General features: G+C 60.4%; 27 protein-coding genes and 1 other RNA gene. 12 read left to right on the top strand and 16 right to left on the bottom strand.

What is annotated here, in order from left to right; genetic code table 11:
• Positions 1 to 2 precede the first annotated feature (2 nt).
• The 3 genes from mraZ to rsmI form a co-directional block, all read right to left on the bottom strand.
• A complete protein-coding gene (mraZ, locus tag ACQ4LH_RS11430) occupies positions 3 to 458 on the bottom strand; it encodes a division/cell wall cluster transcriptional repressor MraZ (protein ID WP_069517860.1) in 456 nt (151 codons plus the stop codon).
• Between the two features lie 308 nt (positions 459 to 766).
• Positions 767 to 1,125, bottom strand: an RNA gene (rnpB, locus tag ACQ4LH_RS11435) — RNase P RNA component class A.
• Positions 1,126 to 1,166: 41 nt separating this feature from the next.
• Positions 1,167 to 2,009 carry a 16S rRNA (cytidine(1402)-2'-O)-methyltransferase gene (rsmI, locus tag ACQ4LH_RS11440; protein ID WP_430697428.1) on the bottom strand — a complete coding sequence of 281 codons (843 nt, stop codon included), beginning with the start codon at positions 2,007 to 2,009 and terminating at the stop codon, positions 1,167 to 1,169.
• 168 nt (positions 2,010 to 2,177) lie between these two features.
• On the opposite strand from rsmI, the gene ACQ4LH_RS11445 reads away from it, so the two are divergent.
• From ACQ4LH_RS11445 to ACQ4LH_RS11460, 4 genes are read left to right on the top strand one after another with little or no spacing between them, the layout of a single operon-like run.
• Positions 2,178 to 3,989: a penicillin-binding protein activator gene (locus tag ACQ4LH_RS11445; protein ID WP_430697429.1), complete on the top strand. Its 1,812-nt coding sequence runs from the start codon at positions 2,178 to 2,180 to the stop codon at positions 3,987 to 3,989.
• A complete protein-coding gene (locus ACQ4LH_RS11450) occupies positions 3,986 to 4,360 on the top strand; it encodes a YraN family protein (protein ID WP_178124318.1) in 375 nt (124 codons plus the stop codon). The genes ACQ4LH_RS11445 and ACQ4LH_RS11450 overlap by 4 nt, the downstream gene beginning before the upstream one ends.
• A gap of 30 nt (positions 4,361 to 4,390) precedes the next feature.
• Entirely contained in the window at positions 4,391 to 4,984 is a 594-nt protein-coding gene (locus ACQ4LH_RS11455) for a phosphoheptose isomerase (protein ID WP_304866554.1), read from the top strand.
• A complete protein-coding gene (locus tag ACQ4LH_RS11460; RefSeq protein WP_430697283.1) occupies positions 4,981 to 5,514 on the top strand; it encodes a BON domain-containing protein in 534 nt (177 codons plus the stop codon). Before ACQ4LH_RS11455 ends, ACQ4LH_RS11460 begins: the two co-directional genes overlap by 4 nt.
• 66 nt (positions 5,515 to 5,580) lie before the next feature.
• Here the strand turns inward: ACQ4LH_RS11460 and ACQ4LH_RS11465 are convergent, their stop codons facing one another.
• From ACQ4LH_RS11465 to rplM, 7 genes are all read right to left on the bottom strand, one after another.
• Complete coding sequence (locus ACQ4LH_RS11465; protein ID WP_430697284.1) at positions 5,581 to 5,994, bottom strand: ClpXP protease specificity-enhancing factor; 414 nt, start codon at positions 5,992 to 5,994, stop codon at positions 5,581 to 5,583.
• Between the two features lie 15 nt (positions 5,995 to 6,009).
• A complete protein-coding gene (locus ACQ4LH_RS11470; protein WP_430697285.1) occupies positions 6,010 to 6,627 on the bottom strand; it encodes a glutathione S-transferase N-terminal domain-containing protein in 618 nt (205 codons plus the stop codon).
• Positions 6,628 to 6,716: 89 nt separating this feature from the next.
• A complete protein-coding gene (locus ACQ4LH_RS11475) occupies positions 6,717 to 7,496 on the bottom strand; it encodes a cytochrome c1 (RefSeq protein ID WP_430697286.1) in 780 nt (259 codons plus the stop codon).
• Positions 7,496 to 8,707, bottom strand: coding sequence for a cytochrome b (locus tag ACQ4LH_RS11480; RefSeq protein ID WP_430697430.1), 1,212 nt, complete (start codon positions 8,705 to 8,707; stop codon positions 7,496 to 7,498). Before ACQ4LH_RS11480 ends, ACQ4LH_RS11475 begins: the two co-directional genes overlap by 1 nt.
• A complete protein-coding gene (petA, locus tag ACQ4LH_RS11485) occupies positions 8,707 to 9,300 on the bottom strand; it encodes a ubiquinol-cytochrome c reductase iron-sulfur subunit (protein WP_430697287.1) in 594 nt (197 codons plus the stop codon). The genes ACQ4LH_RS11480 and petA overlap by 1 nt, the downstream gene beginning before the upstream one ends.
• A gap of 254 nt (positions 9,301 to 9,554) precedes the next feature.
• Positions 9,555 to 9,947, bottom strand: coding sequence for a 30S ribosomal protein S9 (rpsI, locus tag ACQ4LH_RS11490; protein ID WP_090249150.1), 393 nt, complete (start codon positions 9,945 to 9,947; stop codon positions 9,555 to 9,557).
• A 14-nt stretch (positions 9,948 to 9,961) separates the two neighbouring features.
• Entirely contained in the window at positions 9,962 to 10,390 is a 429-nt protein-coding gene (rplM, locus tag ACQ4LH_RS11495) for a 50S ribosomal protein L13 (protein WP_090249152.1), read from the bottom strand.
• 248 nt (positions 10,391 to 10,638) lie between these two features.
• Here rplM and ACQ4LH_RS11500 point away from each other — a divergent pair, with 248 nt between their 5' ends.
• Positions 10,639 to 11,676 carry an NADP(H)-dependent aldo-keto reductase gene (locus ACQ4LH_RS11500; protein WP_430697288.1) on the top strand — a complete coding sequence of 346 codons (1,038 nt, stop codon included), beginning with the start codon at positions 10,639 to 10,641 and terminating at the stop codon, positions 11,674 to 11,676.
• Between the two features lie 60 nt (positions 11,677 to 11,736).
• Here the strand turns inward: ACQ4LH_RS11500 and ACQ4LH_RS11505 are convergent, their stop codons facing one another.
• The gene (locus ACQ4LH_RS11505) at positions 11,737 to 12,873 is read right to left on the bottom strand and encodes an acyl-CoA dehydrogenase family protein (RefSeq protein ID WP_339522961.1); all 1,137 of its coding nucleotides are present in this window, start codon (positions 12,871 to 12,873) and stop codon (positions 11,737 to 11,739) included.
• A 240-nt stretch (positions 12,874 to 13,113) separates the two neighbouring features.
• Between ACQ4LH_RS11505 and ACQ4LH_RS11510 the strand changes: the two genes are divergently transcribed.
• A complete protein-coding gene (locus tag ACQ4LH_RS11510; RefSeq protein ID WP_430697431.1) occupies positions 13,114 to 14,019 on the top strand; it encodes a GlxA family transcriptional regulator in 906 nt (301 codons plus the stop codon).
• Positions 14,020 to 14,138: 119 nt separating this feature from the next.
• Positions 14,139 to 15,104, top strand: a complete 966-nt coding sequence (locus tag ACQ4LH_RS11515; protein WP_430697289.1) for a hypothetical protein — start codon at positions 14,139 to 14,141, stop codon at positions 15,102 to 15,104.
• 60 nt (positions 15,105 to 15,164) lie between these two features.
• Here the strand turns inward: ACQ4LH_RS11515 and ACQ4LH_RS11520 are convergent, their stop codons facing one another.
• Both ACQ4LH_RS11520 and ACQ4LH_RS11525 read right to left on the bottom strand, forming a co-directional pair.
• On the bottom strand, positions 15,165 to 15,791 hold the full coding sequence (locus ACQ4LH_RS11520; RefSeq protein ID WP_430697290.1) for a 3'-5' exonuclease: 627 nt from the start codon (positions 15,789 to 15,791) through the stop codon (positions 15,165 to 15,167).
• A 3-nt stretch (positions 15,792 to 15,794) separates the two neighbouring features.
• Positions 15,795 to 16,274 (bottom strand): NYN domain-containing protein, encoded by a 480-nt coding sequence (locus tag ACQ4LH_RS11525; protein WP_108489414.1) that lies wholly within the window; start codon positions 16,272 to 16,274, stop codon positions 15,795 to 15,797.
• A gap of 90 nt (positions 16,275 to 16,364) precedes the next feature.
• On the opposite strand from ACQ4LH_RS11525, the gene ACQ4LH_RS11530 reads away from it, so the two are divergent.
• From ACQ4LH_RS11530 to ACQ4LH_RS11540, 3 genes are read left to right on the top strand one after another with little or no spacing between them, the layout of a single operon-like run.
• Entirely contained in the window at positions 16,365 to 16,958 is a 594-nt protein-coding gene (locus tag ACQ4LH_RS11530) for a cysteine hydrolase family protein (RefSeq protein WP_430697291.1), read from the top strand.
• Between the two features lie 34 nt (positions 16,959 to 16,992).
• The gene (locus ACQ4LH_RS11535) at positions 16,993 to 17,655 is read left to right on the top strand and encodes a YciC family protein (RefSeq protein ID WP_430697292.1); all 663 of its coding nucleotides are present in this window, start codon (positions 16,993 to 16,995) and stop codon (positions 17,653 to 17,655) included.
• Between the two features lie 31 nt (positions 17,656 to 17,686).
• The gene (locus tag ACQ4LH_RS11540; RefSeq protein WP_430697293.1) at positions 17,687 to 18,121 is read left to right on the top strand and encodes a VOC family protein; all 435 of its coding nucleotides are present in this window, start codon (positions 17,687 to 17,689) and stop codon (positions 18,119 to 18,121) included.
• Between the two features lie 18 nt (positions 18,122 to 18,139).
• On the opposite strand, the gene ACQ4LH_RS11545 is transcribed toward ACQ4LH_RS11540, so the two are convergent.
• The 3 genes from ACQ4LH_RS11545 to ACQ4LH_RS11555 are packed head-to-tail and all read right to left on the bottom strand — an operon-like array spanning position 18,140 to position 20,007.
• Positions 18,140 to 18,886 carry a substrate-binding periplasmic protein gene (locus tag ACQ4LH_RS11545; RefSeq protein WP_430697294.1) on the bottom strand — a complete coding sequence of 249 codons (747 nt, stop codon included), beginning with the start codon at positions 18,884 to 18,886 and terminating at the stop codon, positions 18,140 to 18,142.
• On the bottom strand, positions 18,886 to 19,731 hold the full coding sequence (locus ACQ4LH_RS11550) for an SDR family oxidoreductase (RefSeq protein WP_339522970.1): 846 nt from the start codon (positions 19,729 to 19,731) through the stop codon (positions 18,886 to 18,888). Before ACQ4LH_RS11550 ends, ACQ4LH_RS11545 begins: the two co-directional genes overlap by 1 nt.
• Before the next feature lie 36 nt (positions 19,732 to 19,767).
• On the bottom strand, positions 19,768 to 20,007 hold the full coding sequence (locus ACQ4LH_RS11555) for a CDGSH iron-sulfur domain-containing protein (RefSeq protein WP_430697295.1): 240 nt from the start codon (positions 20,005 to 20,007) through the stop codon (positions 19,768 to 19,770).
• Positions 20,008 to 20,108: 101 nt separating this feature from the next.
• Between ACQ4LH_RS11555 and ACQ4LH_RS11560 the strand changes: the two genes are divergently transcribed.
• Both ACQ4LH_RS11560 and ACQ4LH_RS11565 read left to right on the top strand, forming a co-directional pair.
• Complete coding sequence (locus ACQ4LH_RS11560; protein WP_430697296.1) at positions 20,109 to 21,200, top strand: endonuclease/exonuclease/phosphatase family protein; 1,092 nt, start codon at positions 20,109 to 20,111, stop codon at positions 21,198 to 21,200.
• Positions 21,201 to 21,309: 109 nt separating this feature from the next.
• The gene (locus tag ACQ4LH_RS11565) at positions 21,310 to 22,053 is read left to right on the top strand and encodes a substrate-binding periplasmic protein (RefSeq protein ID WP_430697297.1); all 744 of its coding nucleotides are present in this window, start codon (positions 21,310 to 21,312) and stop codon (positions 22,051 to 22,053) included.
• The last annotated feature ends 3 nt before the right edge of the window (positions 22,054 to 22,056 follow it).

Consider the following 22,056-nt stretch of genomic DNA (forward strand, 5'->3'; position numbering starts at 1 on the left):
GGTCACAGGATCAGGTCACGTAGGTCGTCGGACAGAGCACCCGGTTGCTTGATCGCGGCCAGATCGGCATCGGCCACAGCATTCCAGGCATCTTCATCCCACAGTTGGAATTTATTGAGTTGGCCGACCAGCATCGCGCGCTTGTCCAGCTTGGCGTACTCGCGCAGACGCGGCGGTACCAGGAAACGACCACTGGCATCCAGCTCAAGGTCAACAGCGTTGCCGATCAGCAAACGCTGCAGGCGGCGGTTTTCTTCACGGAAGGAGGCGAGCTCGCGGAGCTTGGCTTCAATCAGCTCCCACTCGGCCAGAGGATAGACACAGAGGCAGGGGTCGATGGCATCAATCGTGACGATGAGCTGGCCGGCGCAACGCGACACAAGCTCGTCCCGATACCGACTTGGCATCGCGAGTCGCCCTTTGGCGTCGAGACTGATGGCGTTTGCTCCGCGAAACACGATCGCGCTACCCCTTTTTATTAGCTATCCATGCCTAAGAAACCCACTTTCTGCCACTTCCTACCACTCGCGCACACTATAGGAACGCACGCCCCCCACCGTCAAGGCACGCTTGGCGGGAAAAATCCTTATAGAACGGCGATTTAGCGAACTTTGAGAGGGGCAAAACGGAGAAATAACGCGAAGAAACGGATATAAAAATGAGCACATGCAGCGCGTTGAACTGCGAAGTTAAAGTAGTTTGTTAAGAGTAAGATTTTTTCGGTCTTAGAAAGGAGGCGAAACAGTGAAGCGGATAAATGAGGAAGGTGGAGAGTCGATCTGTAAGCCGGGTTCTGTCGAGGACAGTCATTCCTCTACGACGTACATCACTGCACGCCTTTAGCAACCTACCCGGTTCCAGCGCGGGCCACGCCAATGGAACCCTATTTGGTCTTGCTCCGAGTGGGGTTTGCCTAGCCACGAACTGTTACCAGTCGCGCGGTGCGCTCTTACCGCACCTTTTCACCCTTACCGGCACCGAAGCGCTTAGGCGGTTATTTTCTGTGGCACTTTCCGTAGGCTCACGCCTCCCAGGCGTTACCTGGCACTCCGCCCTATGGAGCCCGGACTTTCCTCCCCCGTATTACGCAGAACGCAACACGGCAGCGACTGTCCGATCGACTCTCCGCGGGCAAGGTTAACGGCCCGCGCCCTATAGAACAAGGTTTAAACGTCTTTCTGCTGCTCCAGGGCCACCTGATAGAGCAAGTTCTTGCGCACCCCGGTGATCTCCGCCGCCAGCGCTGCCGCGCGTTTCAGCGGCATTTCCGCCAACAGCAGATTCAACACACGCATGGCTTCGGCACTGACAGCCTCCTCGCCTTCCGGCGCCTGCCAACCCGCGACCAGCACCACACACTCGCCGCGCTGCTGATTGCTGTCGCCAGCCACCCAAGCGGCCAGCTCAGCCAGCGGCATGCCTTTGAGTGTCTCGAAGGTCTTGGTCAACTCACGCGCCAGCAACGCCGGGCGCTCATCACCAAATACCGCCTGCATATCCTGCAGACACTCAAGAATACGGTGCGGCGCCTCATAGAAGATCAGCGTACGCGGCTCTTCCTTTACCTGCTCAAGCCGAGCGCGCCGTCCTGCCGCCTTGGCGGGCAGAAAACCTTCGAAAATAAAGCGATCCGACGGCAAGCCCGCAGCAGACAGTGCAGCAATCAATGCGCAAGCCCCTGGCACGGGCACCACCGCAATGCCGGCAGCACGCGCCTGGCGCACCAGGTGATAACCGGGATCGGAAATCAGCGGCGTACCTGCATCGGAGATCAGCGCCACATCGTCACCCGCCAGCAATCGTGCGAGAAAGCGTCCGCCCTGATCGCGCTCATTGTGCTCATGGCATGCTGCCAGCGGCGTGCCGATGCCAAAGTGCTGCATTAGCCGTGCGGAATGGCGGGTATCTTCTGCGGCAATCAGAGCCACGCTGCGCAGGATAGTCAGCGCTCGCGCGCTGATGTCATCCAGGTTGCCAATGGGTGTAGCAACCACATAAAGACTGCCCAAAGGCGAATTCGCAGCAGCGGAAGTGGTCACAGCACAGGCCTCTCAAAATCAGCAAAGCGCGCATTGTAGCCCGTTTCCAACCTTCGACATCGCGTCACCCGGCGGGCTTGGGTACAATTCGACGCTCAATTTGATCAAGTATCAGGAACGCCCTACATGCCCACCCGCCTGATCGCCCGCCTGCGCGCCCTTTCCATCCTCTGCCTCGCCGGTCTGCTCGTAGCCTGTGCCAGCCAGCCCTCATCGACTCTGGGCGAGCTGCCACGCACGCCACAAGCCAGCATCGAACAACTGCTGCAGCAAGCGGCCGAAAGCCCCATCGAGCAAGCCGCAGCACTGCGCCTCTCGGCAGCCGACCTGGCCTATAAGCAGAAAGACCTGACTCGCGCCAGCAGCATTCTTGAACAGGTGCAGCTGGAAAGCCTGAAACCGGCCCAGCAGATCTACGCCAGCACCCTGCGCGCTGAGCTGGACATGAGCCGCGACAAACCCAAAGCCGCCCTGCGCGCCCTCAGTCACCCGAGCATGGAACGCCTCGGCGAGCTGCCGGTTGAACAGCAGGTACGCAGCCAGCTGGTACGCGCCAACGCCCTGCAGGCCACCGGGCAAACCTTGGCCGCAGCACGCGAGCGCGCCTATATCGCCCCGCTGCTCAGCGGCGCCAGCGCCGCGCACAATCAGGAAACCATCTGGACTCTGGTTTCCAGCCTGCCACAAAGCGAACTGCAAGCCAGTGGTGATGCTGACCTCGACGGCTGGCTGGAACTGGCCCGCGCCTCCAAGAGCGCCGGCACCCTGGAGCAGCAGCAAACCGCTATTGATGCCTGGGTCGCAGCAAACCCGCAGCACCCTGCCGCGCAACAACTGCCGCAGGCGCTGGTCGAGCTGAAAAAACTCTCCAGCCAACCGCTGACTGAGATTGCCCTGCTGCTGCCACAGGATGGCCAGCTGGCCAGCGTGGCCCGCGCCCTGCGTGACGGCTTCCTCGCTGCTCACTACCAAGCGCAGCAAGCCGGACAGAACCCACCGAACATTCAGATTTTCGACAGCTCGCGTATCGGCTCGATGGACGCCTTCTACGCCCAGGCCCAAGCCGCCGGCGTACAGCTGGTGATCGGCCCACTGGAAAAGAACCTGGTCAGCCAGCTGAGCAGCCGTGAACAGCTGCCCATCACCACCCTGGCCCTGAACTACAGCGAAGGCAGCCAGGAAGGCCCTGCGCAACTGTTCCAGTTCGGCCTCGCCGCCGAGGACGAAGCCCGCGAAGTCGCCCGCCGCGCCTGGGCCGATGGCATGCGCCGCGCCGTGGCGCTGGTGCCCAACGGCGAATGGGGCGACCGCGTGCTCACCGCCTTCCGCCAAAGCTGGCAAGCCCAGGGCGGCACCCTGATCGCCGCCGAGCATGTTGATCAGCCGGTCGAACTGGCCCGGCAGATCGCCGATCTGTTCCAACTGCGCGAAAGCGAAGCCCGCAGCAAGCGCCTGCAAAACAACCTAGGCACCTCGGTGGCCGCCGCCCCGTCGCGCCGCCGTGATGTCGACTTTATTTTCCTCGCCGCTACTCCACAGCAGGCCCAGCAGATCAAGCCGACCCTGGCCTTCCAGTACGCCGGTGATGTACCGGTGTATGCCACTTCGCACCTGTTTACCGGCACTTACAACCAGGCGCAGTACATCGACCTCAACGGCATCATGTTCTGTGAAACGCCCTGGCTGCTGAACGTCAACGACCCGCTTCGCCAGCAGGCCAGCACGCAGTGGCCGCAGGCCGGCGGCAGCCTCGGCCGCCTCTACGCCATGGGCGCTGATGCCTTCCAGCTGGCACCACGCCTGAACCAGCTCAAGGCCCTGCCCGAGACCCGCCTGCAAGGCCTGTCCGGCAACCTGAGCCTGAACCCGAGCCAGCGCATCGAGCGGCAACTGCCCTGGGCCGAGTTCCGTGATGGCCAGGTCCAGCCGCTGCCCGACAGCATCAATTGAGCGAACGTATAAGCACGCAACAACGCGGAGATGCTGCCGAAGCCCAGGCGCGGCAGCATCTCGAACAGCATGGCCTGCGCCTGCTGGCACAGAACTGGCGCTGCCGCCTCGGCGAGCTCGATCTGGTCATGCTCGACGCCGATACAGTAGTATTCGTAGAAGTTCGCTATCGGCGCCATAGCGCCTGGGGCGGCGCAGCAGAGAGCGTGGATGCACGCAAACGTGAGAAACTCAGCCGCGCCGCTCAGCACTTCCTGCAACAAGAATCACGCTGGGCCAAGTACCCATGCCGTTTTGATGTGATTGCCATAAACGCCGACAGCCAAGCCCCCGCGCAACTGGACTGGATTCAAAACGCCTTTGATACCTGAACAGAAGCCACACTGAAGGTTATATCTCCAATGGACATGCAAGCCCGTATTCGCCACCTGTTCCAAGCCAGCATTGAAACCAAGCAGCAGGCCATGGAAGTGCTCATCCCCTTTATCGAGCAAGGCAGCCTGGCCATGGTTCAGGCACTGCTCAGCGAGGGCAAGATCCTCACGTGCGGCAATGGCGGCTCAGCTGGCGATGCCCAGCATTTTTCCTCCGAGCTGCTCAACCGCTTCGAGCGCGAGCGCCCGAGCTTGCCGGCCATCGCCCTGACCACCGACAGCTCGACCATCACCTCGATTGCCAACGACTACAGCTACAACGAGATCTTTTCCAAACAAATTCGCGCGCTCGGTCAGCCCGGCGACGTGCTGCTGGCAATTTCCACCAGCGGCAACTCGGCAAACGTGATCCAGGCCATCCAGGCCGCTCACGACCGCGAGATGACCGTCGTAGCCCTCACCGGCCGCGATGGCGGCGGCATGGCCTCGCTGCTGCTGCCGGAAGACGTGGAAATCCGCGTCCCCTCGAAAGTCACCGCACGCATTCAGGAAGTCCACCTGCTGGCCATCCACTGCCTGTGCGACCTGATCGATAGCCAACTGTTTGGGAGTGAAGAATGACCCGTTCACCACTGATCCTCGCCGCTCTGGCACTGACCCTCGCCCTAGCGGGCTGCGGTAACCGCAGCGTCGGTAACAAGATCGACGACCAGTTCATCCCCTCCGAGGTCAGCTCCAGCGTTGCCCGCGCACATATCGACCTGACCAGCCCGACTTCGCGCATCGTGGTTACCAGCTACAACGGCGTGGTACTGCTCGCCGGCCAAACGCCACGCAGCGACCTCAAGGCTATGGCCGAGCAGGCCGCGCGCAAGGTCAACAACGTGAAGAAGGTGCATAACGAACTGCAGGTGCTGAAGCCCACCTCGCTACTGGTGCGCAGCAACGATTCGCTACTGACCAGCCGCATCAAGACCCAGATGCTCGCCGACAGCAGCGTGCCCGGCTCGCGCATCAAGGTGATCACCGAGAACGGCATCGTTTATATGCTCGGCGTGGTCTCGCAGGCCGAAGCCACCCACGCCACCAACCTGGTGCAAAGCGTCTCCGGCGTGCAGAAAGTGGTGAAGCTGTTTCAGTACAGCAACTGACTCACCGCAGATAACAGAAAATGGCAGGCAATAAAAAAGGCGATCCTCGGATCGCCTTTTTTATGTTTACTTGACCACTTTCAGACTGGGCCTGCCACTGGGGCGTGGCGGCTCATCATCCGGCGGGCTTTGCTCATCCGGATCTTCGATCTCATCACCATCGAGCATCGACGACTCCGCATCAAACACCATGCCCTGGCCATTCTCCCGCGCATAGATCGCCAGCACGGCGGCTGCAGGGATATACAGGCTTTGCGGAACCCCGGCAAAACGCCCCTCGAAGCTCACCGCCTCGTTGTCCATATGCAGATGACGCACGGCAGTCGGCGAGACATTCAGGACGATCTGGCCATCACTGGCAAACCCGGCAGGCACCTGCACACCGGCAAACTCAGCGTTGACCAGCAAGTGCGGGGTGCAGTCGTTGTCCACGATCCACTCATAGAGGGCACGAACCAGATAAGGACGACTCGACTTCATCACTACCTCCTCGGGTTAACGCATATCACGTTCGACAGGCGACAGACTGGCCTGGAACGCTTCACGAGCGAACTGACGATCCATGTAGTCCAGTAACGGCTTGGCCGGCTTTGGCAACTCTATCCCCAGAATCGGCAAACGCCAAAGAATCGGCAGCAGACAGCAGTCCACCAGACTCAATTCCTCACTGAGAAAATACGCCTTGTCGGCAAACAGCGGCGACACGCCTGTCAGGCTCTCGCGCAGCTCTTTGCGCGCCAGGGCACGAGCCGGCTCTTTGCTGCGCGGGTCGAGAATCAGGTCCACCTGCGCGCACCAGTCACGCTGGATGCGATGAATCAGCAGACGGCTATTGGCCCGAGCCACCGGGTACACCGGCAACAGCGGCGGATGCGGATAACGCTCATCCAGGTATTCCATCACCACAGTCGACTCATACAGAGCCAAATCGCGATCCACCAGGGTCGGCAGGCTGGCGTAGGGGTTAACCTCCAGCAGCTTGGCCGGATAACGGCCCTTTTCGACACTGATGATCTCGGCGCTGACACCCTTCTCGGCGAGCACAATGCGTACGCGGTGGGAATAGTGGTCGGCGGGGTCGGAGTAACAGGCCAACCGATTGGTCACGCCCATGGCGGTCCTCCTCGCTTATAAAGTTATGTGAAGCAGAAAGACCTGCGCGCCCAAAGGGGCGCGCAGGTCAACAGCGGAGATGCAACGGATTAATGCACGTCCTTCCAGTACTCGCGCTTGAGCAGATAGGCGAATACGAAGAAGAAGGCAAGATACAGCAGAACGTAGGTACCGATACGCTGACTTTTCAACTTGACCGGGTTAGCCGAGTACGCGAGGAAGGTCACCAGGTTCTGGATCTTCTCGTCGAACTCTTCAGTGCTCAGCGTGCCGGTCTTCGGCTCAACAGTCAGCTGGTCACAGGCTTCGTGAGTGATTGGCGTGCCGGTCAGCGGATCGAACAGCTTCTTGCCGTCTTCAACCACTTGTACCTGCTTGCAACCAATCACCTGCTTACCCTGCAGGCCGACCAAAACGTTCGGCATGCCGACGTTCGGGAATACCTTGTTGTTGGCACCCAGCGGACGAGTTGGATCGTCATAGAAGGTACGCAGGTAGGTGTACAACCAGTCGTTACCACGCACACGAGCAACCAGAGTCAGGTCGGGCGGCGCAGCACCAAACCAGGCCTTGGCGTCAGCCGGCTTCATGCCGATGTTCATGTGCTCGCCAATCTTGGCGCCAGTGAACACCAAGTTATCCAGCATGACTTCATGCGGAACGCCAATGTCATCAGCAACACGCTCATAGCGCTGATACTGCGCCGAGTGGCAACCCATGCAGTAGTTGGCGAACGTACGCGCGCCATCCTGCAGAGCCGCTTTATCAGCCAGATCGATATCCACTTTATCCAGTGGGTAGCCACTACCAGCGCCCAAAGCCAGCGCCGGCATTGCAGCAATTACGAGTGCAGCAAATAGCTTCTTCATCAGCCAGTCACCCTTTCCGGAACCGGTTTGGTCTTCTCGAGTTTGGTATAGAACGGCATCAGGATGAAGTACGCGAAGTACAGGAAGGTACACACCTGCGACAGCAGCGTACGACCTGGGGTTGGCGACAACACGCCCAACACGCCGAGAATCACGAAGGATACGCAGAAGATCAGCAGCCAGACCTTGCTCATCCAGCCCTTGTATCGCATGGACTTGACCGGACTACGATCCAGCCACGGCAGCACGAACAGCACCGCGATAGCGCCGCCCATGGCGATTACACCGAGCAGCTTGTCCGGCACCGCACGCAGAATCGCGTAGAACGGAGTGAAGTACCAAACCGGGGCAATGTGCTCAGGGGTCTTGAACGGGTTGGCCGCTTCGAAGTTCGGCTTCTCGAGGAAATAACCGCCCATTTCCGGGAAGAAGAAGATCACGAAGCAGAAGACAAACAGGAACACCACGACACCGACGATATCTTTCACGGTGTAGTACGGGTGGAAGGCGATGCCGTCGAGCGGAATGCCGTTCTCGTCTTTCTTCTTCTTGATGTCGACGCCGTCCGGGTTGTTCGAACCAACTTCGTGCAGCGCCAGGATGTGCAGAACCACCAGACCGAGAATCACGATCGGCAGCGCCACAACGTGCAGGGCGAAGAAGCGGTTCAGGGTAATCCCGGAAATCAGGTAGTCACCACGAATCCACTGAGTCAGGTCCGCACCGATCACCGGAATGGCACCAAACAGCGAGATGATCACCTGGGCGCCCCAGTAGGACATCTGGCCCCACGGCAGCAAGTAACCCATAAAGGCTTCTGCCATCAGCATCAGGTAGATCAGCATGCCGAAGATCCACACCAACTCACGCGGCTTCTGATAAGAGCCGTAGAGCAGACCGCGGAACATGTGCAGGTAGACCACCACGAAGAACGCCGAAGCACCGGTGGAGTGCAGGTAGCGCAGGATCCAGCCGTACTCCACATCACGCATGATGTATTCGACCGAGGCAAACGCCTGTTCAGCCGACGGGGTGTAGCTCATGGTCAGCCAGATACCGGTAACGATCTGATTGACCAGCACCAGCAGTGCCAGGGAGCCGAAGAAGTAGAAGAAGTTGAAGTTCTTTGGGGCGTAGTACTTGGACAGATGGTCTTCCCACATCTTGGTCGCGGGAAAGCGTGCATCGACCCATTCCATGAATTTACTCATCATGCTTGCTCCTGATCCACACCGATGATGATCACATCATCCGTCTCGTACGTGTGCGGCGGCACCGGCAGGTTCAAGGGTGCAGGCTGAGCCTTGTACACGCGACCTGCGAGGTCGTAACGCGAACCGTGGCATGGGCAAAAGTAACCACCAACCCATTCAGCACCTAGGTCAGCAGGCGCCACTTCCGGACGGAAGGACGGCGCACAACCCAGGTGGGTGCACAGACCTACCAGCAGCAGCAATTCCGGCTTGATCGAACGGGTTTTCGGATCGACATAGCTCGGCTGCTCAGACGCCTTGGAGTCAAAGTCGGCCAGTTGCGGCTCAAGCTTGACCAGGTTGCTGAGGATCTCCTCGGTACGGCGCACGATAAACACCGGCTGCCCCCGCCACTCGGCAACCATCTGCTGGCCAGGCTCGATCTTGCTGACGTTCACCTTTACAGGTGCTCCGGCAGCTTTAGCCTTGGCGCTTGGGAACCAGGACCCTACGAACGGGACCGCGGCACCCACCGCTCCTGCAGCGCCCACCACAGAGGTGGCCGCTACCAGAAAGCGACGCCGGCCTGCATTCACGCCGTCATTGCTCATTCAGTCGTCTCCCATCAGCTTTATGGCCTTTTAAGCAGGCCTATACTCGGTAAGTTTCAGATCGCACAAAAAGTTGCCGAATGGTAAAGAAAAGCCCCTTTACTGACAAGGTAATTACCCAGTCATAAGGGACGCAACGCCTTGCAAATCACGGCACTCACTGCTGCGGCATGATGCCGCAGACTAAATCATTGCCCATAAAAAACGCCCAGTTCCGAAAGGAAACTGGGCGTTTTTGGAACGCAGGTAGCGAATTAACGCTTGGAGTACTGCGGACGCTTACGCGCTTTACGCAGACCAACCTTCTTACGTTCAACTTCACGGGCATCGCGAGTCACGAAGCCGGCTTTACGCAGTGCAGGACGCAGAGCTTCGTCGTAGTCCATCAGGGCGCGGGTGATGCCGTGGCGGATTGCGCCAGCCTGGCCACTTACGCCGCCACCGATAACGGTAACGAAGATATCGAACTTCTCGGTCATCTCAACCAGTTCCAGCGGCTGACGAACTACCATGCGGGCAGTTTCGCGACCGAAGAAACCATCAAGAGTGCGATTGTTGATGGAGATTTTGCCAGTGCCCGCACGCAGGAAAACGCGAGCGGTTGCAGTCTTGCGACGGCCAGTGCCGTAATTTTGAGTCGCCGACATAATGAACTATTCCGTTAAAACTTCAGTTCTTGGGGCTGCTGAGCAGTGTGGGGGTGAGCAGCGCCCGCATACACTTTCAGCTTACGATACATGTCGCGACCCAGCGGGTTCTTCGGCAGCATGCCTTTAACCGCAGTCTCGATCACGCGCTCAGGGGCTTTAGCGATCAACTTTTCGAAGTTGATCGACTTGATGCCGCCCGGGAAACCGGAGTGGGAGTAGTACATCTTGTCAGTGGTCTTGGCACCGGTAACGCGAATCTGCTCAGCGTTGATGATGACGATGTAGTCGCCGGTATCAACGTGCGGAGTGTATTCAGGCTTGTGCTTGCCACGCAGACGGCTTGCAACTTCGGTAGCCAGACGACCCAGGGTCTGACCTGCAGCGTCGACGACAAACCAGTCGCGCTTAACTGTTTCCGGTTTAGCAGTAAAAGTTTTCATTCTTTATAGCCTCAGGGGCCGCCCTGATAAATAAGACGGCGGATCTTACTGAATAGTGCGTACTTTGACAAGTCAAAGGCAGCCGAAAACAGGCGCTATCGGGGGCTCGGGTCAGCGCGTCCGTAATACGGCAAGATTCTTCGGCAGGCGGCGCATCACTTCCACTGCAGAAAGAGGTGCGCAATTATGCAGATTGCGCGGAGAATTTCAACACGATTATGCCAACCCGTTTTTTCAAGGAGCTTGCAATGGATTACCGTCAACTCGGCCGCACGGACCTCAAGGTCAGCAGCCTGTGCCTGGGCACCATGACCTGGGGCGAACAGAACAGCTCTAGCGAGGGCTTCGCCCAGATCGAACGCGCCAAGGCCCACGGGGTAAATTTCATCGATACCGCCGAGATGTACCCGGTACCGCCGCGCGCAGAAACCTACAGCAAGACCGAAAAAATCATCGGTGATTACTTCAAGCAGCGCGGTGATCGTGCCGACTGGGTGCTGGCCAGCAAAATCGCCGGCCCTGGCAATGGCATCGGCTATATCCGCGACGGTCAGCTCAAACACAACCGCGCGCATATCGCCCAAGCGCTGGATGCCAGCCTCAAGCGCTTGCAAACCGACTGGATCGACCTGTACCAGCTGCACTGGCCGGAGCGCCCGACCAACTACTTCGGCCAGCTCGGCTATCGCCACCAGGACAGCGAATACACGCCGCTGGAGGAAACCCTCGACGCCCTGGATGAACAGGTCAAGGCCGGCAAAATCCGCCATATAGGCCTGTCCAATGAAACGCCTTGGGGCACCATGAAATTCCTGCAATTGGCCGAACAACGCGGCTGGCCGCGCAGCGTATCGATCCAGAACCCCTACAACCTGCTCAACCGCAGCTTCGAAGTAGGCCTGGCGGAAATAGCCATCCGCGAACAATGCGGCCTGTTGGCCTACTCACCCCTGGCCTTCGGCATGCTTTCCGGCAAGTACGCTGACGGCGCCCGCCCGGCCAATGCGCGGATCAGCCTGTTCAGCCGCTTTACCCGCTACACCAACCCGGAGTCGGAAAGCGCCTGCGCACGCTATGTCGCTCTGGCGCACGAGCATGGTCTGGATCCAGCGCAGATGGCCTTGGCCTTTGTCACCGCGCAACCCTTCGTCACCAGCAATATCATCGGTGCGACCAGCCTGGAGCAACTGGACAGCAACCTGACCAGCAGCGAACTTAAACTCTCTGTCGAGGTACTGACTGGTATCGAGGCGATTCACAAAACCCAGCCCAACCCAGCACCCTGATCGCTACATGAGACATAAAAAAGCCCGGCAATAGCCGGGCTTTTTTTATTCAGCGCTCGATCACAGCGAGCGGGCGATGATCTCTTTCATGATCTCGTTGGTGCCCGCATAAATGCGCTGCACCCGCGCATCGGCCCAGGCGCGCGCCACCGGGTATTCCCACATATAGCCGTAGCCGCCGTGCAGCTGCACGCACTCATCGAGCACCTTGCACTGCAGATCAGTGCCCCAGTACTTGAGCATGGCCGCAGTCGGCACATCCAGCTTGCCCTGCAGATGCAGCTCCAGGCAGCGGTCGACAAACACCCGGCCGATCTGAATTTCCGTGGCCATTTCTGCCAGCTTAAAGCGGGTGTTCTGAAAATCACCAATCGGCTTGCCAAATGCCTTGCGCTCGCGGGTGTACTCCAGGGTCCACTGCAGCGCCGCCTCGGCCGAGGACAAGGCACCGATACCGACAGTCAAACGCTCCTGCGGCAGTTCCTGCATCAGGTAGGCGAATCCCATGCCGGCCTGCCCCAGCAGGTTTTCCTTTGGCACGCGCACGTCCTGGAAGAACAACTCGGAGGTGTCCTGGGCCTTCATGCCGACCTTTTCCAGACGCTTGCCCTTGGAGAAGCCGGGCGTATTGGCTTCAACCAGAAACAGGCTGGTGCCTTTGGCCCCAGCTTTCGGATCGGTCTTGGCCACGACGATTACCAGATCAGCCAGAAAGCCGTTGGTGATAAAGGTCTTCGAGCCATTGATCACGTACTCATCACCATCCAGCACGGCGGTGGTTTTTACGCCCTGCAGATCGGAGCCCGCGCCTGGCTCGGTCATGGCGATGGCAGTGACCATCTCGCCAGACACCAGTTTGGGCAGGTAATGCTGCTTCTGCGCTTCGCTGCCGTAATGCAGGATGTATGGCGCGACGATGTCCGAATGCAGGGAGAAACCGATACCAGTCAGCCCCAGGCGGCCGACTTCCTCGATCACCACGGTGCTGTAGAGGAAATCCGCGGCCATGCCGCCGTACTCTTCCGGAATGTGGGAGCAGAGCATCCCCGCCTCCCCCGCCTTGTTCCACAGCGCGCGGTCGATATGACCGTCCTTTTCCCACTGCTGATGGAAAGGCACGGCTTCCTGCTCAAGGAACTTGCGCACGCTGTCGCGAAACTGTTCGTGTTCGGAGCTGAAAATCGTTCTGGGGATCATGGCAACACCTGCTTGATAGAGCGGTTTTAAAGTGGCCTCGACTTTAGCCAAGCAAACGCTTGGTCACACTGGACACAAGCGCCAAAAAATAAGACGATCCAGCCAGCTCATGACCACTTAGCCTTAATAAGAACAATATCTATGCCTATTCAGTCACCAGCGCCGCTGCACCGCGTCAGCATTCTTGCCACCGAAGGCGTGTTCGCCTCGACCCTGATGCAGGCCAAGGACTTCTTCCACATGGCCAGCCTGCGCTACGGCAAACAGCAGGGCCTGGGCCTGACGCCGACCTTCGAAATCCACCTGGTCAGCCCGGATGGCCAACCGGTGCGCAGCTTCAGCGACGTGCTGATTCCGGTCGATGGCGCCCTGGAAGATGCCGACGTGATCATCCTGCCGGCCTTCTGGGATGACTTCGACGCCCTGTGCCAGCGCCACCCACAAGTACTCAGCTGGCTGAAGCAGCGCCACGCCGCTGGCAGCGCGATTTGCGGCGAAGCCACCGGGGTGTTCTGGATGGCCCAGGCCGGCCTGCTCGACGGCAAGGAAGCGACCACCTACTGGCGCTTCTTCAACGAGTTTGCCGAGCGTTTCCCCAAGGTGCTGCTCAATCAGGAAAAGCACCTGTCGGATGCCGACAACCTGTATTGCGCTGGCGGCGTGACCTCAGCCTGCGACCTCTACATCTACCTGATCGAACGTTTCTGCGGCGCCAGCGTGGCCCAGGGCGTGGCCCGTGACATTCTCTATGAAGTACAACGCAACTACGCCCCCGGCCGCATCGGCTTTGGCGGACAGAAGCTGCACCACGACATGACCATCCTGCAGATCCAGCAATGGCTGGAGGATCACTTCGCCGACAAGTTCCGCTTCGAAGATGTCGCCCGCGAGCACGGCATGAGCATCCGTAACTTTATGCGCCGTTTCCAGACCGCCACCGGCGATAAACCGCTGCACTACCTGCAACGCCTGCGCATTGAAACCGCCAAAGGTCTGCTCAGCGCCACCCGCAAAAGCATCAAGACCATCAGCTACGAAGTGGGTTACGACGATGCGAGCTTCTTCGCCCGGCTGTTTCGTCAGCACACGGAACTGTCACCCAACCAGTACCGCCGCCAGTTCCAGCACAAGGACAACCATGCTTAAGGTCGGCAGCGGTGCGACCCTGGCGAACTGAAACCCTGCGCAACTCATCCTTGGATGGGTGGGGCGCGGGCGACAGCGCTTTATGATCGACGCATACCTACAACAATCAGGTCATCGCCATGCGCCGCACACTTATTGCCCTACTTGCCGCCTGCAGCTTCAGCGCTGTCGCCGCCGACAACTGGAAGCCCTTCCCCTACGACCAAAGCGCCTATGGCTACTCGGGCGACAAACTGCGCCAGGCTTGGCCGCAACTGACTCGCGGCTTCGGCGCCGACTACCCGTTCCCCGACGCCGACTGGGTTGTGACCATGGCCACGACCCACCCCCAGGCGCTGGAAAAAACCGTACTGGCCAACACCGGTTTTACCGGCAAACCGGAAGAAGCCGAGCTTTATGCGGAGAAACTGCAGGACGTCTGGCGCCTGATGTTCCGCGGCGACTTTGCCGAAGCGAAGAAACAGGGCCTGGCCCTGGGTGTTGGCGGACAGATCCCAGCCATGTTCGCCCAGGTGGTCTACGCCATGTTCCTGGTGCCCGACCAGGCCGAGAAGCACAAGCTGCTGGAAGAAGTGATCACCTACACCGATCAGGCTGGCGAGCTGGTACAGGCCGATACCGTGGCGCAATTCGGCCGGGTGTACGCCAAGGCGCGCCTGGGCGAAGAACTGTCGGTGCCGGTGGTACTCAAGCGCGGCTACACCTCGCAGATCCCCGAAGAGCTGAAAGCCCTGCTGGCCAAACATCCGCAACAGCCCTTCGCCCTGGCCCTGTATGGCGGCTATGAGGCTGGGGTGATCCGCAAGGTCGGCAAGATGGTCGGGCGCATGACTTACGGCGTCAGCGCCGACAATATGGAGAAGTATTTCAGCCGCAGCTTCAAAGCCCAGGACAACCTGCCGATCGGCCATTACGAATACGCCAACGCCCTGACCTACGTGTACGGCGACGACGAACAGGCCAAAGCCCTGCAGCACCTCAAGCGCGCCGTGGCGATCAAACCGATCAACGCCATGGAGGCTCTGGAAGTGGCCCATGCACAGAAGATGCTCGCCCAATACGAGCAGAAGCTGGCGCAGAACTGAGTACGCCTGAAACGCAAAAAGGCTGCCGGATGGCAGCCTTTTTATTGCAGCAAGCGCTCGCTAACTGAATGCGTGGTCGCGGATTTTCTGCAACGCCAGCGACATCTTCGCCGCAGGCACCCGCTGTAGGTTGCACAACAGCTCGTGGGAGATATCGACAATGCCGTGGCGTTCACGCAGCAGCGCCGCCATAAAGCAGGTCAGATTGGCCGCCATCTCCGCATCGGCCAAAGCCCGGTGCGCCTTACCGGTGTCCGGCAGGCCGGCCCAGCGGTTGAGGTTGCCCAGTTTGTGGCTAGGCGCCATGGGCAACAGGCGGCGCGACAACAGCAATGAACAAGCAAACGGCTGCACACGTTGACGGCGAATCAACGCCAGCTCGGCGTCCCAGAACTTCTGATCGAAACTGGCGTTATGCGCCAACAGCGGACGATCGCCGACAAACTCCGCCACTTCCTGCATCACCTGCGCGGCCGGCGGTGCGGTGCGTAGCATGGCGTTGCTTATACCGGTGAGCTGCTCGATAAACGGCGGCACCCAGGCGCCGCTGTTCATCAGACTCTGGTAGCGCGCGACGATCCGCCCATCCTCGACGATCACCACCCCGATTTCGGTGGCGCGCGCCTGCTGGGCCGGCGACATGCCGGTGGTTTCGAAGTCGAGTACGGCGATGGAATCGGCAAGCATTGCTCAGTTTCTCAGCAACAGTGCACCGTCGATCGGCACATAGCGGCTAGCGGCGCGTACCAGCGATTGCGCGGTCAGCCCCGGCACGCCATAGGCCACGGCCTCGACGCCATAACTGCCGCGAATCTTGTCCAGCAGCAGGTCGAAGTCACCGTCACCGGAGGCCAGCACCACCTCATCCACCCGCGGCGCGGCGTCCATGATGTCGATGGTGATGCCCACATCCCAATCGCCCTTGGCCGAGCCGTCGCTGCGCTGGATAAACGGCTTGAGCTTTACGGTAAAACCGAGGTTGCGCAGGATCTGTTGAAACTGCTGCTGCTTCTGGTCACCGCGATCAATGGCGTAGGCGTAGGCTTCGACAATCTGCCCATGCTGGCTGATATCGGCCCACAGCGCGGCGTAGTTGAAATGGCAACCATAGGCCTGGCGCACGGTGTAATAGAGGTTCTGTACATCGGCGAATACGGCGATCTTCTTCACCGGTAATCCTCATCATGCGGCTGACGGGCAGAAAGCCCTCAGGTTAAAGTCAGCGCGCAGTATGCCAGCCAACAGCCATGGACGGTCGAAATGCATCCAAGCCCCGCCAATACGCCAGAAACCCCAGCACTGCTGATTATCGATATGCAGCAAGGCATCCAGCGCGTCAGCACACCGCGCAACAACCCGGGCGCCGAAGCCTGCATCGCTCAGCTACTTGAGTACTGGCGCAGTGCGGGCTTGCCGCTGGTGCATATCCGCCATATTTCCCGTCAGGCCGACTCGGTGTTTGCGCCGGGGCAACGTGGCGCGCTGTTCCAACCGGCACTGGAGCCACGGGCTACCGAGCAGGTGTTCGAAAAGAACGTGACCGACGCCTTTACCCATAGCGGCCTCGAACGCTGGCTACATGCCCGCGCTATCCGTCGCCTGGTGATAGTCGGGGTGGCCAGTGAGAATTCGGTTGAAGCCACCGCACGCAGCGCCAGCAATCTGGGCTTTATCACCCAAGTGGTGGCGGATGCCTGCTACACCTTCGACAAGACCGACTACTACGGGCAGCTGCGCAGTGCCGATGAAGTGCACGCCATGGCCATGGCGAACTTGCGCGATGAATATGCCGAAGTGCTTACCAGCGCCGATCTGCTTGCCGCGTTGCTGGGTGCGACAAGCAGGATCAGCTAGAGTGCGAGCCTGAATTCGAGTACGACCTGCCCCCATGAATATGCTCTCCGCCCTGCGCGACTCCTGGTATTTCTTCAGCCACAACCTGGCGGCGATTGCCCGCCTGTGCCTGCCACTGATCGTGCTCGAAGGTCTGCTGCTACTGCAAGTCACCAGCCTGGTGGCCGCCGAATCCGCCACCCTCTGGCGCCTGCTCGCCGGCCTGCTGTTCTACCCGTTGTATAGCGCCGCGCTGATTCTGTTTCTCGATGCACGCAGCCAGGGCCTGCAGCCGCGCGCCCGCGATCTGCTGGCCGCCAGCCTACGACTGTGGCCAAGTTTTGCTCTGCTGGCGGGGCTCAATACGTTGGCGATTCTGCTCGGCGCGTCGCTGTTCGTGCTGCCGGGAATCTGGCTGATGGTCAAACTGGCGTTTGCCGAATACCTGCTGGTGTTGCGCGGCCTGAGCCCGATGAAGGCGCTGCACGAGAGCTTCCAACTGAGCAGCGGTTACTTCTGGCCCATGCTCGGTTGCATCCTGATTGTCATGCTGCCGCTGTGGCTGCTCGACGGCTGGAGCCACTCCAGCGAAACCTTCGCCGACAACGCCCTGGCCAGCCTGCTGCTGGACTGCGCAAGTCGCTTTTTACAACTATTCTCAAGCGTAGTGCTGTTTCGTCTATTTATGCTGCGCAGCGCCCAGCCCGAAGTCGAGTGAACGCCAGCGACCACCCAAGGAGGACAGGCCCATGGCTGACGCCAACCCCAGCATCCTTTCGCATATCTCCATCGGCACCAATCAGTTCGACAAGGCCACCGCCTTCTACGATCAGGTCCTCGCCACCCTCGGTTGCAAACGCGTACTCGCCCACCCTGGCGCAGTCGCCTACGGCCGCGAATACCCGGAGTTCTGGGTGCAGACGCCGATCAACGGCAAGCCGGCGAGTATCGGCAACGGCAGCCACTTTGGCTTTGTAGCGTCGAACAAGGCCGCCGTGCACGACTTCTACCAGGCCGCCCTGGAGGCCGGCGCCAGCGATGAAGGCGCCCCCGGCCCACGCGCAGAATATGGCGAACCCTATTACGGCTGCTTTGTCCGCGACCTCGACGGACACAAGATTGAGGCGGCGTTCTGGGATCTGGAAATGGTCTACGAGCTGTATATCGAGCCGCACGAGCACTGATGGCTGAGGCGGTAAAGCTCAGGGCGCGGCGGACCGATAACGCTGCGCCGCCTTGGCAACCCAGCCCTCGGCCTGCATCTGCGCCAGTGCTTCGCTTACCTGCTGATACTGCGCCTGCAAGCCGCGCTGGCGGGAGAAGCCGATATACAAATCGGTACGCGCCTCGGGCTGAAACGCCGCCTTGGCGATACGGCCATTCCAGCGCGCATCGCGCAATTCATAATCGACCTGGCAATCGGTGCCGATCACCGTTTGCAGGCGTCCGCGCACCAGCATTTCCAACAACTGGTTCTCCGTGTTGACCGCGGTTTTGCGCAGCTGCTGATCCGAATCAAACGGCTCGAAATACGCCGACTCCAGCACATGGCCAATCGTCAGACTGGCCAACTGGTTGTAGCGCTGCAGCGCCTTGGCCTGTGCGGGGGCCGCATAGAAACGCGGTGCACAGGCGTAGTAAGGCTGCTGCAGGTAGTGGATATAGCCTTCCCGCTCGGGGGTTTTCGCCAGACCGGTCATCAAATCGGCCTTGCCACTCTGCAGTGCCGCCAGACCACGCGCCCAGGGAGCACGCTGCACCTCGAAGCGCAGCCCGGTGCGCTGACTGAGCTGATCGAGCAAATCGATATCCAACCCGCTCAGCGCCCCATCGCCCTCTTGCATACGAAAAGGCGGCCAGATATCGGTCATCACCAACAACGCAGGCGGCTCCTCGGCCTGCAGCGGCATCCCGAGCAACAGCAGCAGACCGAGCCATGTGTGGCGCATCAGGAACGTCCCGCACGCTGCGGCTTCAAGCCGGACAAACGCGGCAGCAGCACCCGCTCGAACAGCCTCGGGAAAAACCGCGCCAGCACCCGCGCGCGCCAGTCGACATTCGATAGCACCAGCAGCCGACGGCGTTTCAAGGCGCCGTGGTAAATCGCCTCGGCGACATCCTGCGGCGAGGCCACCTTGCCCATCGCCAATGGCGGCTGCGCGGCCACCGAGCCATCGCCCACCAGGGCATTCTTGCGCAGGTCAGTGGCGGTAAAGCCGGGGCACACCAGCATCACATTGACCCCGGAGCCTTTCAGCTCATACCGCAGGGTTTCAAACAACCCGTGCAGGGCATGCTTGCTGGAGTTGTAGGCGCTGCGATAAAGCAGCGGGGCGAAGCCTGACAGAGAACTGAGCACGATGATCTGCCCACTGCGGGCGATCAGGCTGGGCAGCGCGGCCTTGGTGCAATGCAGCGCGCCAAAATAGTTGACCGCCATGATCCGCTGGAACACCGCCAGCTCGGTGTCGGCAAAACTGCTGCGGTGGGTAATACCGGCGTTGTTGACCAGCACATCGATACCGCCAAAGCGTTCGACGGTCAGCGCCATCGCCCGCTCCACCGCTGCGGCATCGGCCACATCGCAGAGCACACCCAGGGCCTCGGCGTTGTGGTGATCGGCCAGGTGCTGCACCAGGCTGTCGAGCGCCTGCTGCTGCAGATCGAAGATCACCAACCGCGCCCCCGCCTGCGCCAAACGCATAGCCAACGCCCGACCGATGCCGGCGCAGCCGCCCGTAATCACCACAACCTTGCGGTCGAATACCTTGTTGGCAAACACCTTGCGGTACATAACCTGTCCCCGACCCAGTTACTGCAAAAGCCGTTACTACAACCTGTTATGGCTGCCATCGCAACAGGGCGGCGTCTGCGTGTGCTTGCAGCCACAGAAGTACAAGGTAGCGTCCTTGTCTGCGTGGTATTTCATCGGGGTGAAACCGCTGCCTTTATGCTTGCCGTCGCAGAAAGGCTGCGCTGCGCTTAGCCCGCAGCGGCACCAGAAGTAGTCGTTGCCGGCCGTGACCGCAACCGCATAGGGGCTGCGCTGAGCAATTGTTGGGTTATTCATGCGACCTCCTGAAGCACCCGCGCAAGGCGCTGCAACATCGGCATCGCCCCGCATCTCCGGTATGCTCCCTCAGCATAGTTCACCCGCCGGCGACCCTGTTTATGCCCCTGCCTCGACTCCTGCGCCTCTCCCTGCTCAGCCTCGCCAGCCTGTTCTGCGTGCTGGGCGCGCTGATCTACAGCCTGACCTGGCACCCAGCCGCCCGCGAAGCCGCTCCCGTGAGCTGCCAGACCAATGCGCCGCAACTGCAGCCGGGCCAGGCCTTGAAAGTGATGACCTGGAACATTCAATACCTGGCCGGCAAGCGCTATGTGTTCTGGTACGACCTGGCAGACGGCAGCGGCCCCGACCAGCGCCCCAGCACAGAAGACCTGGCATTTACCCTGGATGAGGTGGCGCGCATCCTGCGTGACGAGCAGCCGGATATTGTTCTGCTGCAGGAGCTGCACAACGGTGCCAAGGCCACCGACTACCAGAACCAGCTGGCGCTACTGCATGAGCGCTTGAGCGACATCTACCCGTGCAGCACCCAGGCCTATTACTGGAAGGCCGCATTTGTGCCGCATCCGCAGATTCTCGGCAGCGTCGGCATGCAACTGGGCACCCTCAGCCGCTTTCAGATCGCCCGCGCCGAACGCCTGCAACTGCCGCTGATGCCCGCCAACCCGATCAGCCGCCAGTTCAACCTCAAGCGCGCCCTGCTGGTAAGCCACCTGCCCGTGCGTGGCGGTGGCGAGCTGGTCGCCATCAACACCCACCTGGATGCCTTCGCCCAGGGCAATGACACCATGCAGCGCCAAGTGGCCATGACCGCCAGCCTGCTTGATCAGCTCCAGGCCGACGGCACGCCCTGGGTTATCGGCGGCGACTTCAACCTGCTGCCGCCCGGCCAATATCAGCGCCTGCCCGAGAACCAGCGCAGCTGGTACAGCCCGGCTAGTGAGCTGCAACAACTGGCCGAGCGCTACCCGATGGTGCCCAGCCTGGAGCAAGCCAACGGCATCGACCAGGCGCGCTGGTACACCCATTACCCCAACGACCCGACAGTGCCCGGGCCGGATCGCACCCTCGACTACCTGTTCCACAGCCCACAATTGACGCTACTCGACAGCCAGGTGCGTCAGCACGACAGCCTAGGGATTTCCGACCACCTACCGGTGCTCGCCCGCTTGCTGCTGCCGACGCTGGACTAAGCTTTTTCAGTAAGCCACTGGACAAAGCTGCTGGCAGTTAGCCATGCTCGCTCAATGTGACACTTTCATAACGAAAAGACGGCAGATAGCCGCAGTACGTGCCCATTTGATGCCACGATTTCTCTGCCTCGCGCTGGCTGCAGCCTTCTACTGCAGCGCCAGCTTCGCCGCCCCCGCCAATGATCCACGACCATTGGTGCAGGTGGGTTATTACGAGTTTCCGCCCTATTCCTACACCGACAGTCGGGGCCGACCCAAAGGCGCCATCCTGCAATTGAGCAAGCGCCTGCTGGAGCACGCCGGCTACCGCGCAGAACTGCGCTCCTACCCCAGCGCGCGGCTGTATAACGGCCTGCAGGATGGCAGCGTGCAAATCTGGCCCGGCGCGCCGGGAAAAGTCGAACTGCGCGAGCACACCCTGGAAACCCACACCCGGCTCGGCGAAATCGTGCTCAACCTGTATTTCCGCCGCGACACCCTGATGCCGCGCCTGCCCGAGGATCTTAAGGGCCGCGGGGTGATCATGATCAGCGGCTACACCTACTGGCAGCCGGTCAATGAAATGCTCAACGACCCGCAGCTGGCCGTAGAGCAACACCGTACCGGCACCCACACCGCCGCATTGGAAATGCTCCAGCGCCGTCGCGGTGATTTTCTCCTCGACTACCAGACCCCGGTGGAACAGGCGCGCAAACGCCTGGGCATGTCCGAACTGCCGTTTATTCAGCTGCAACGTATCCCACTGAAGCTGATCGTCTCCAGCCATGCGCCAGGCGCCGAAGCACTGCGCGATGCGCTGGATCGGGCCTATGCGGAACTTACGGCAGCTGGCGAGGACCTGCGCCTGCCCTAACGC

This window comes from Pseudomonas peli, from assembly GCF_050563605.1.
Lineage (GTDB): Bacteria > Pseudomonadota > Gammaproteobacteria > Pseudomonadales > Pseudomonadaceae > Aquipseudomonas > Aquipseudomonas peli_A.

Excerpts from the sequence above, each read along its gene's own strand:
- ACQ4LH_RS11455 (WP_304866554.1), top strand. The coding sequence starts at position 4,391 with ATGGACATGCAAGCCCGTATTCGCCACCTGTTCCAAGCCAGCATTGAA.
- ACQ4LH_RS11460 (WP_430697283.1), top strand. The coding sequence starts at position 4,981 with ATGACCCGTTCACCACTGATCCTCGCCGCTCTGGCACTGACCCTCGCC.
- ACQ4LH_RS11465 (WP_430697284.1), bottom strand. The coding sequence starts at position 5,994 with ATGAAGTCGAGTCGTCCTTATCTGGTTCGTGCCCTCTATGAGTGGATC.
- ACQ4LH_RS11470 (WP_430697285.1), bottom strand. The coding sequence starts at position 6,627 with ATGGGCGTGACCAATCGGTTGGCCTGTTACTCCGACCCCGCCGACCAC.
- ACQ4LH_RS11475 (WP_430697286.1), bottom strand. The coding sequence starts at position 7,496 with ATGAAGAAGCTATTTGCTGCACTCGTAATTGCTGCAATGCCGGCGCTG.
- ACQ4LH_RS11480 (WP_430697430.1), bottom strand. The coding sequence starts at position 8,707 with ATGAGTAAATTCATGGAATGGGTCGATGCACGCTTTCCCGCGACCAAG.
- petA (WP_430697287.1), bottom strand. The coding sequence starts at position 9,300 with ATGAGCAATGACGGCGTGAATGCAGGCCGGCGTCGCTTTCTGGTAGCG.
- rpsI (WP_090249150.1), bottom strand. The coding sequence starts at position 9,947 with ATGTCGGCGACTCAAAATTACGGCACTGGCCGTCGCAAGACTGCAACC.
- rplM (WP_090249152.1), bottom strand. The coding sequence starts at position 10,390 with ATGAAAACTTTTACTGCTAAACCGGAAACAGTTAAGCGCGACTGGTTT.
- ACQ4LH_RS11500 (WP_430697288.1), top strand. The coding sequence starts at position 10,639 with ATGGATTACCGTCAACTCGGCCGCACGGACCTCAAGGTCAGCAGCCTG.
- ACQ4LH_RS11505 (WP_339522961.1), bottom strand. The coding sequence starts at position 12,873 with ATGATCCCCAGAACGATTTTCAGCTCCGAACACGAACAGTTTCGCGAC.
- ACQ4LH_RS11510 (WP_430697431.1), top strand. The coding sequence starts at position 13,114 with ATGGCCAGCCTGCGCTACGGCAAACAGCAGGGCCTGGGCCTGACGCCG.
- ACQ4LH_RS11515 (WP_430697289.1), top strand. The coding sequence starts at position 14,139 with ATGCGCCGCACACTTATTGCCCTACTTGCCGCCTGCAGCTTCAGCGCT.
- ACQ4LH_RS11520 (WP_430697290.1), bottom strand. The coding sequence starts at position 15,791 with ATGCTTGCCGATTCCATCGCCGTACTCGACTTCGAAACCACCGGCATG.
- ACQ4LH_RS11530 (WP_430697291.1), top strand. The coding sequence starts at position 16,365 with ATGCATCCAAGCCCCGCCAATACGCCAGAAACCCCAGCACTGCTGATT.
- ACQ4LH_RS11535 (WP_430697292.1), top strand. The coding sequence starts at position 16,993 with ATGAATATGCTCTCCGCCCTGCGCGACTCCTGGTATTTCTTCAGCCAC.
- ACQ4LH_RS11540 (WP_430697293.1), top strand. The coding sequence starts at position 17,687 with ATGGCTGACGCCAACCCCAGCATCCTTTCGCATATCTCCATCGGCACC.
- ACQ4LH_RS11545 (WP_430697294.1), bottom strand. The coding sequence starts at position 18,886 with ATGCGCCACACATGGCTCGGTCTGCTGCTGTTGCTCGGGATGCCGCTG.
- ACQ4LH_RS11550 (WP_339522970.1), bottom strand. The coding sequence starts at position 19,731 with ATGTACCGCAAGGTGTTTGCCAACAAGGTATTCGACCGCAAGGTTGTG.
- ACQ4LH_RS11555 (WP_430697295.1), bottom strand. The coding sequence starts at position 20,007 with ATGAATAACCCAACAATTGCTCAGCGCAGCCCCTATGCGGTTGCGGTC.
- ACQ4LH_RS11560 (WP_430697296.1), top strand. The coding sequence starts at position 20,109 with ATGCCCCTGCCTCGACTCCTGCGCCTCTCCCTGCTCAGCCTCGCCAGC.
- ACQ4LH_RS11565 (WP_430697297.1), top strand. The coding sequence starts at position 21,310 with ATGCCACGATTTCTCTGCCTCGCGCTGGCTGCAGCCTTCTACTGCAGC.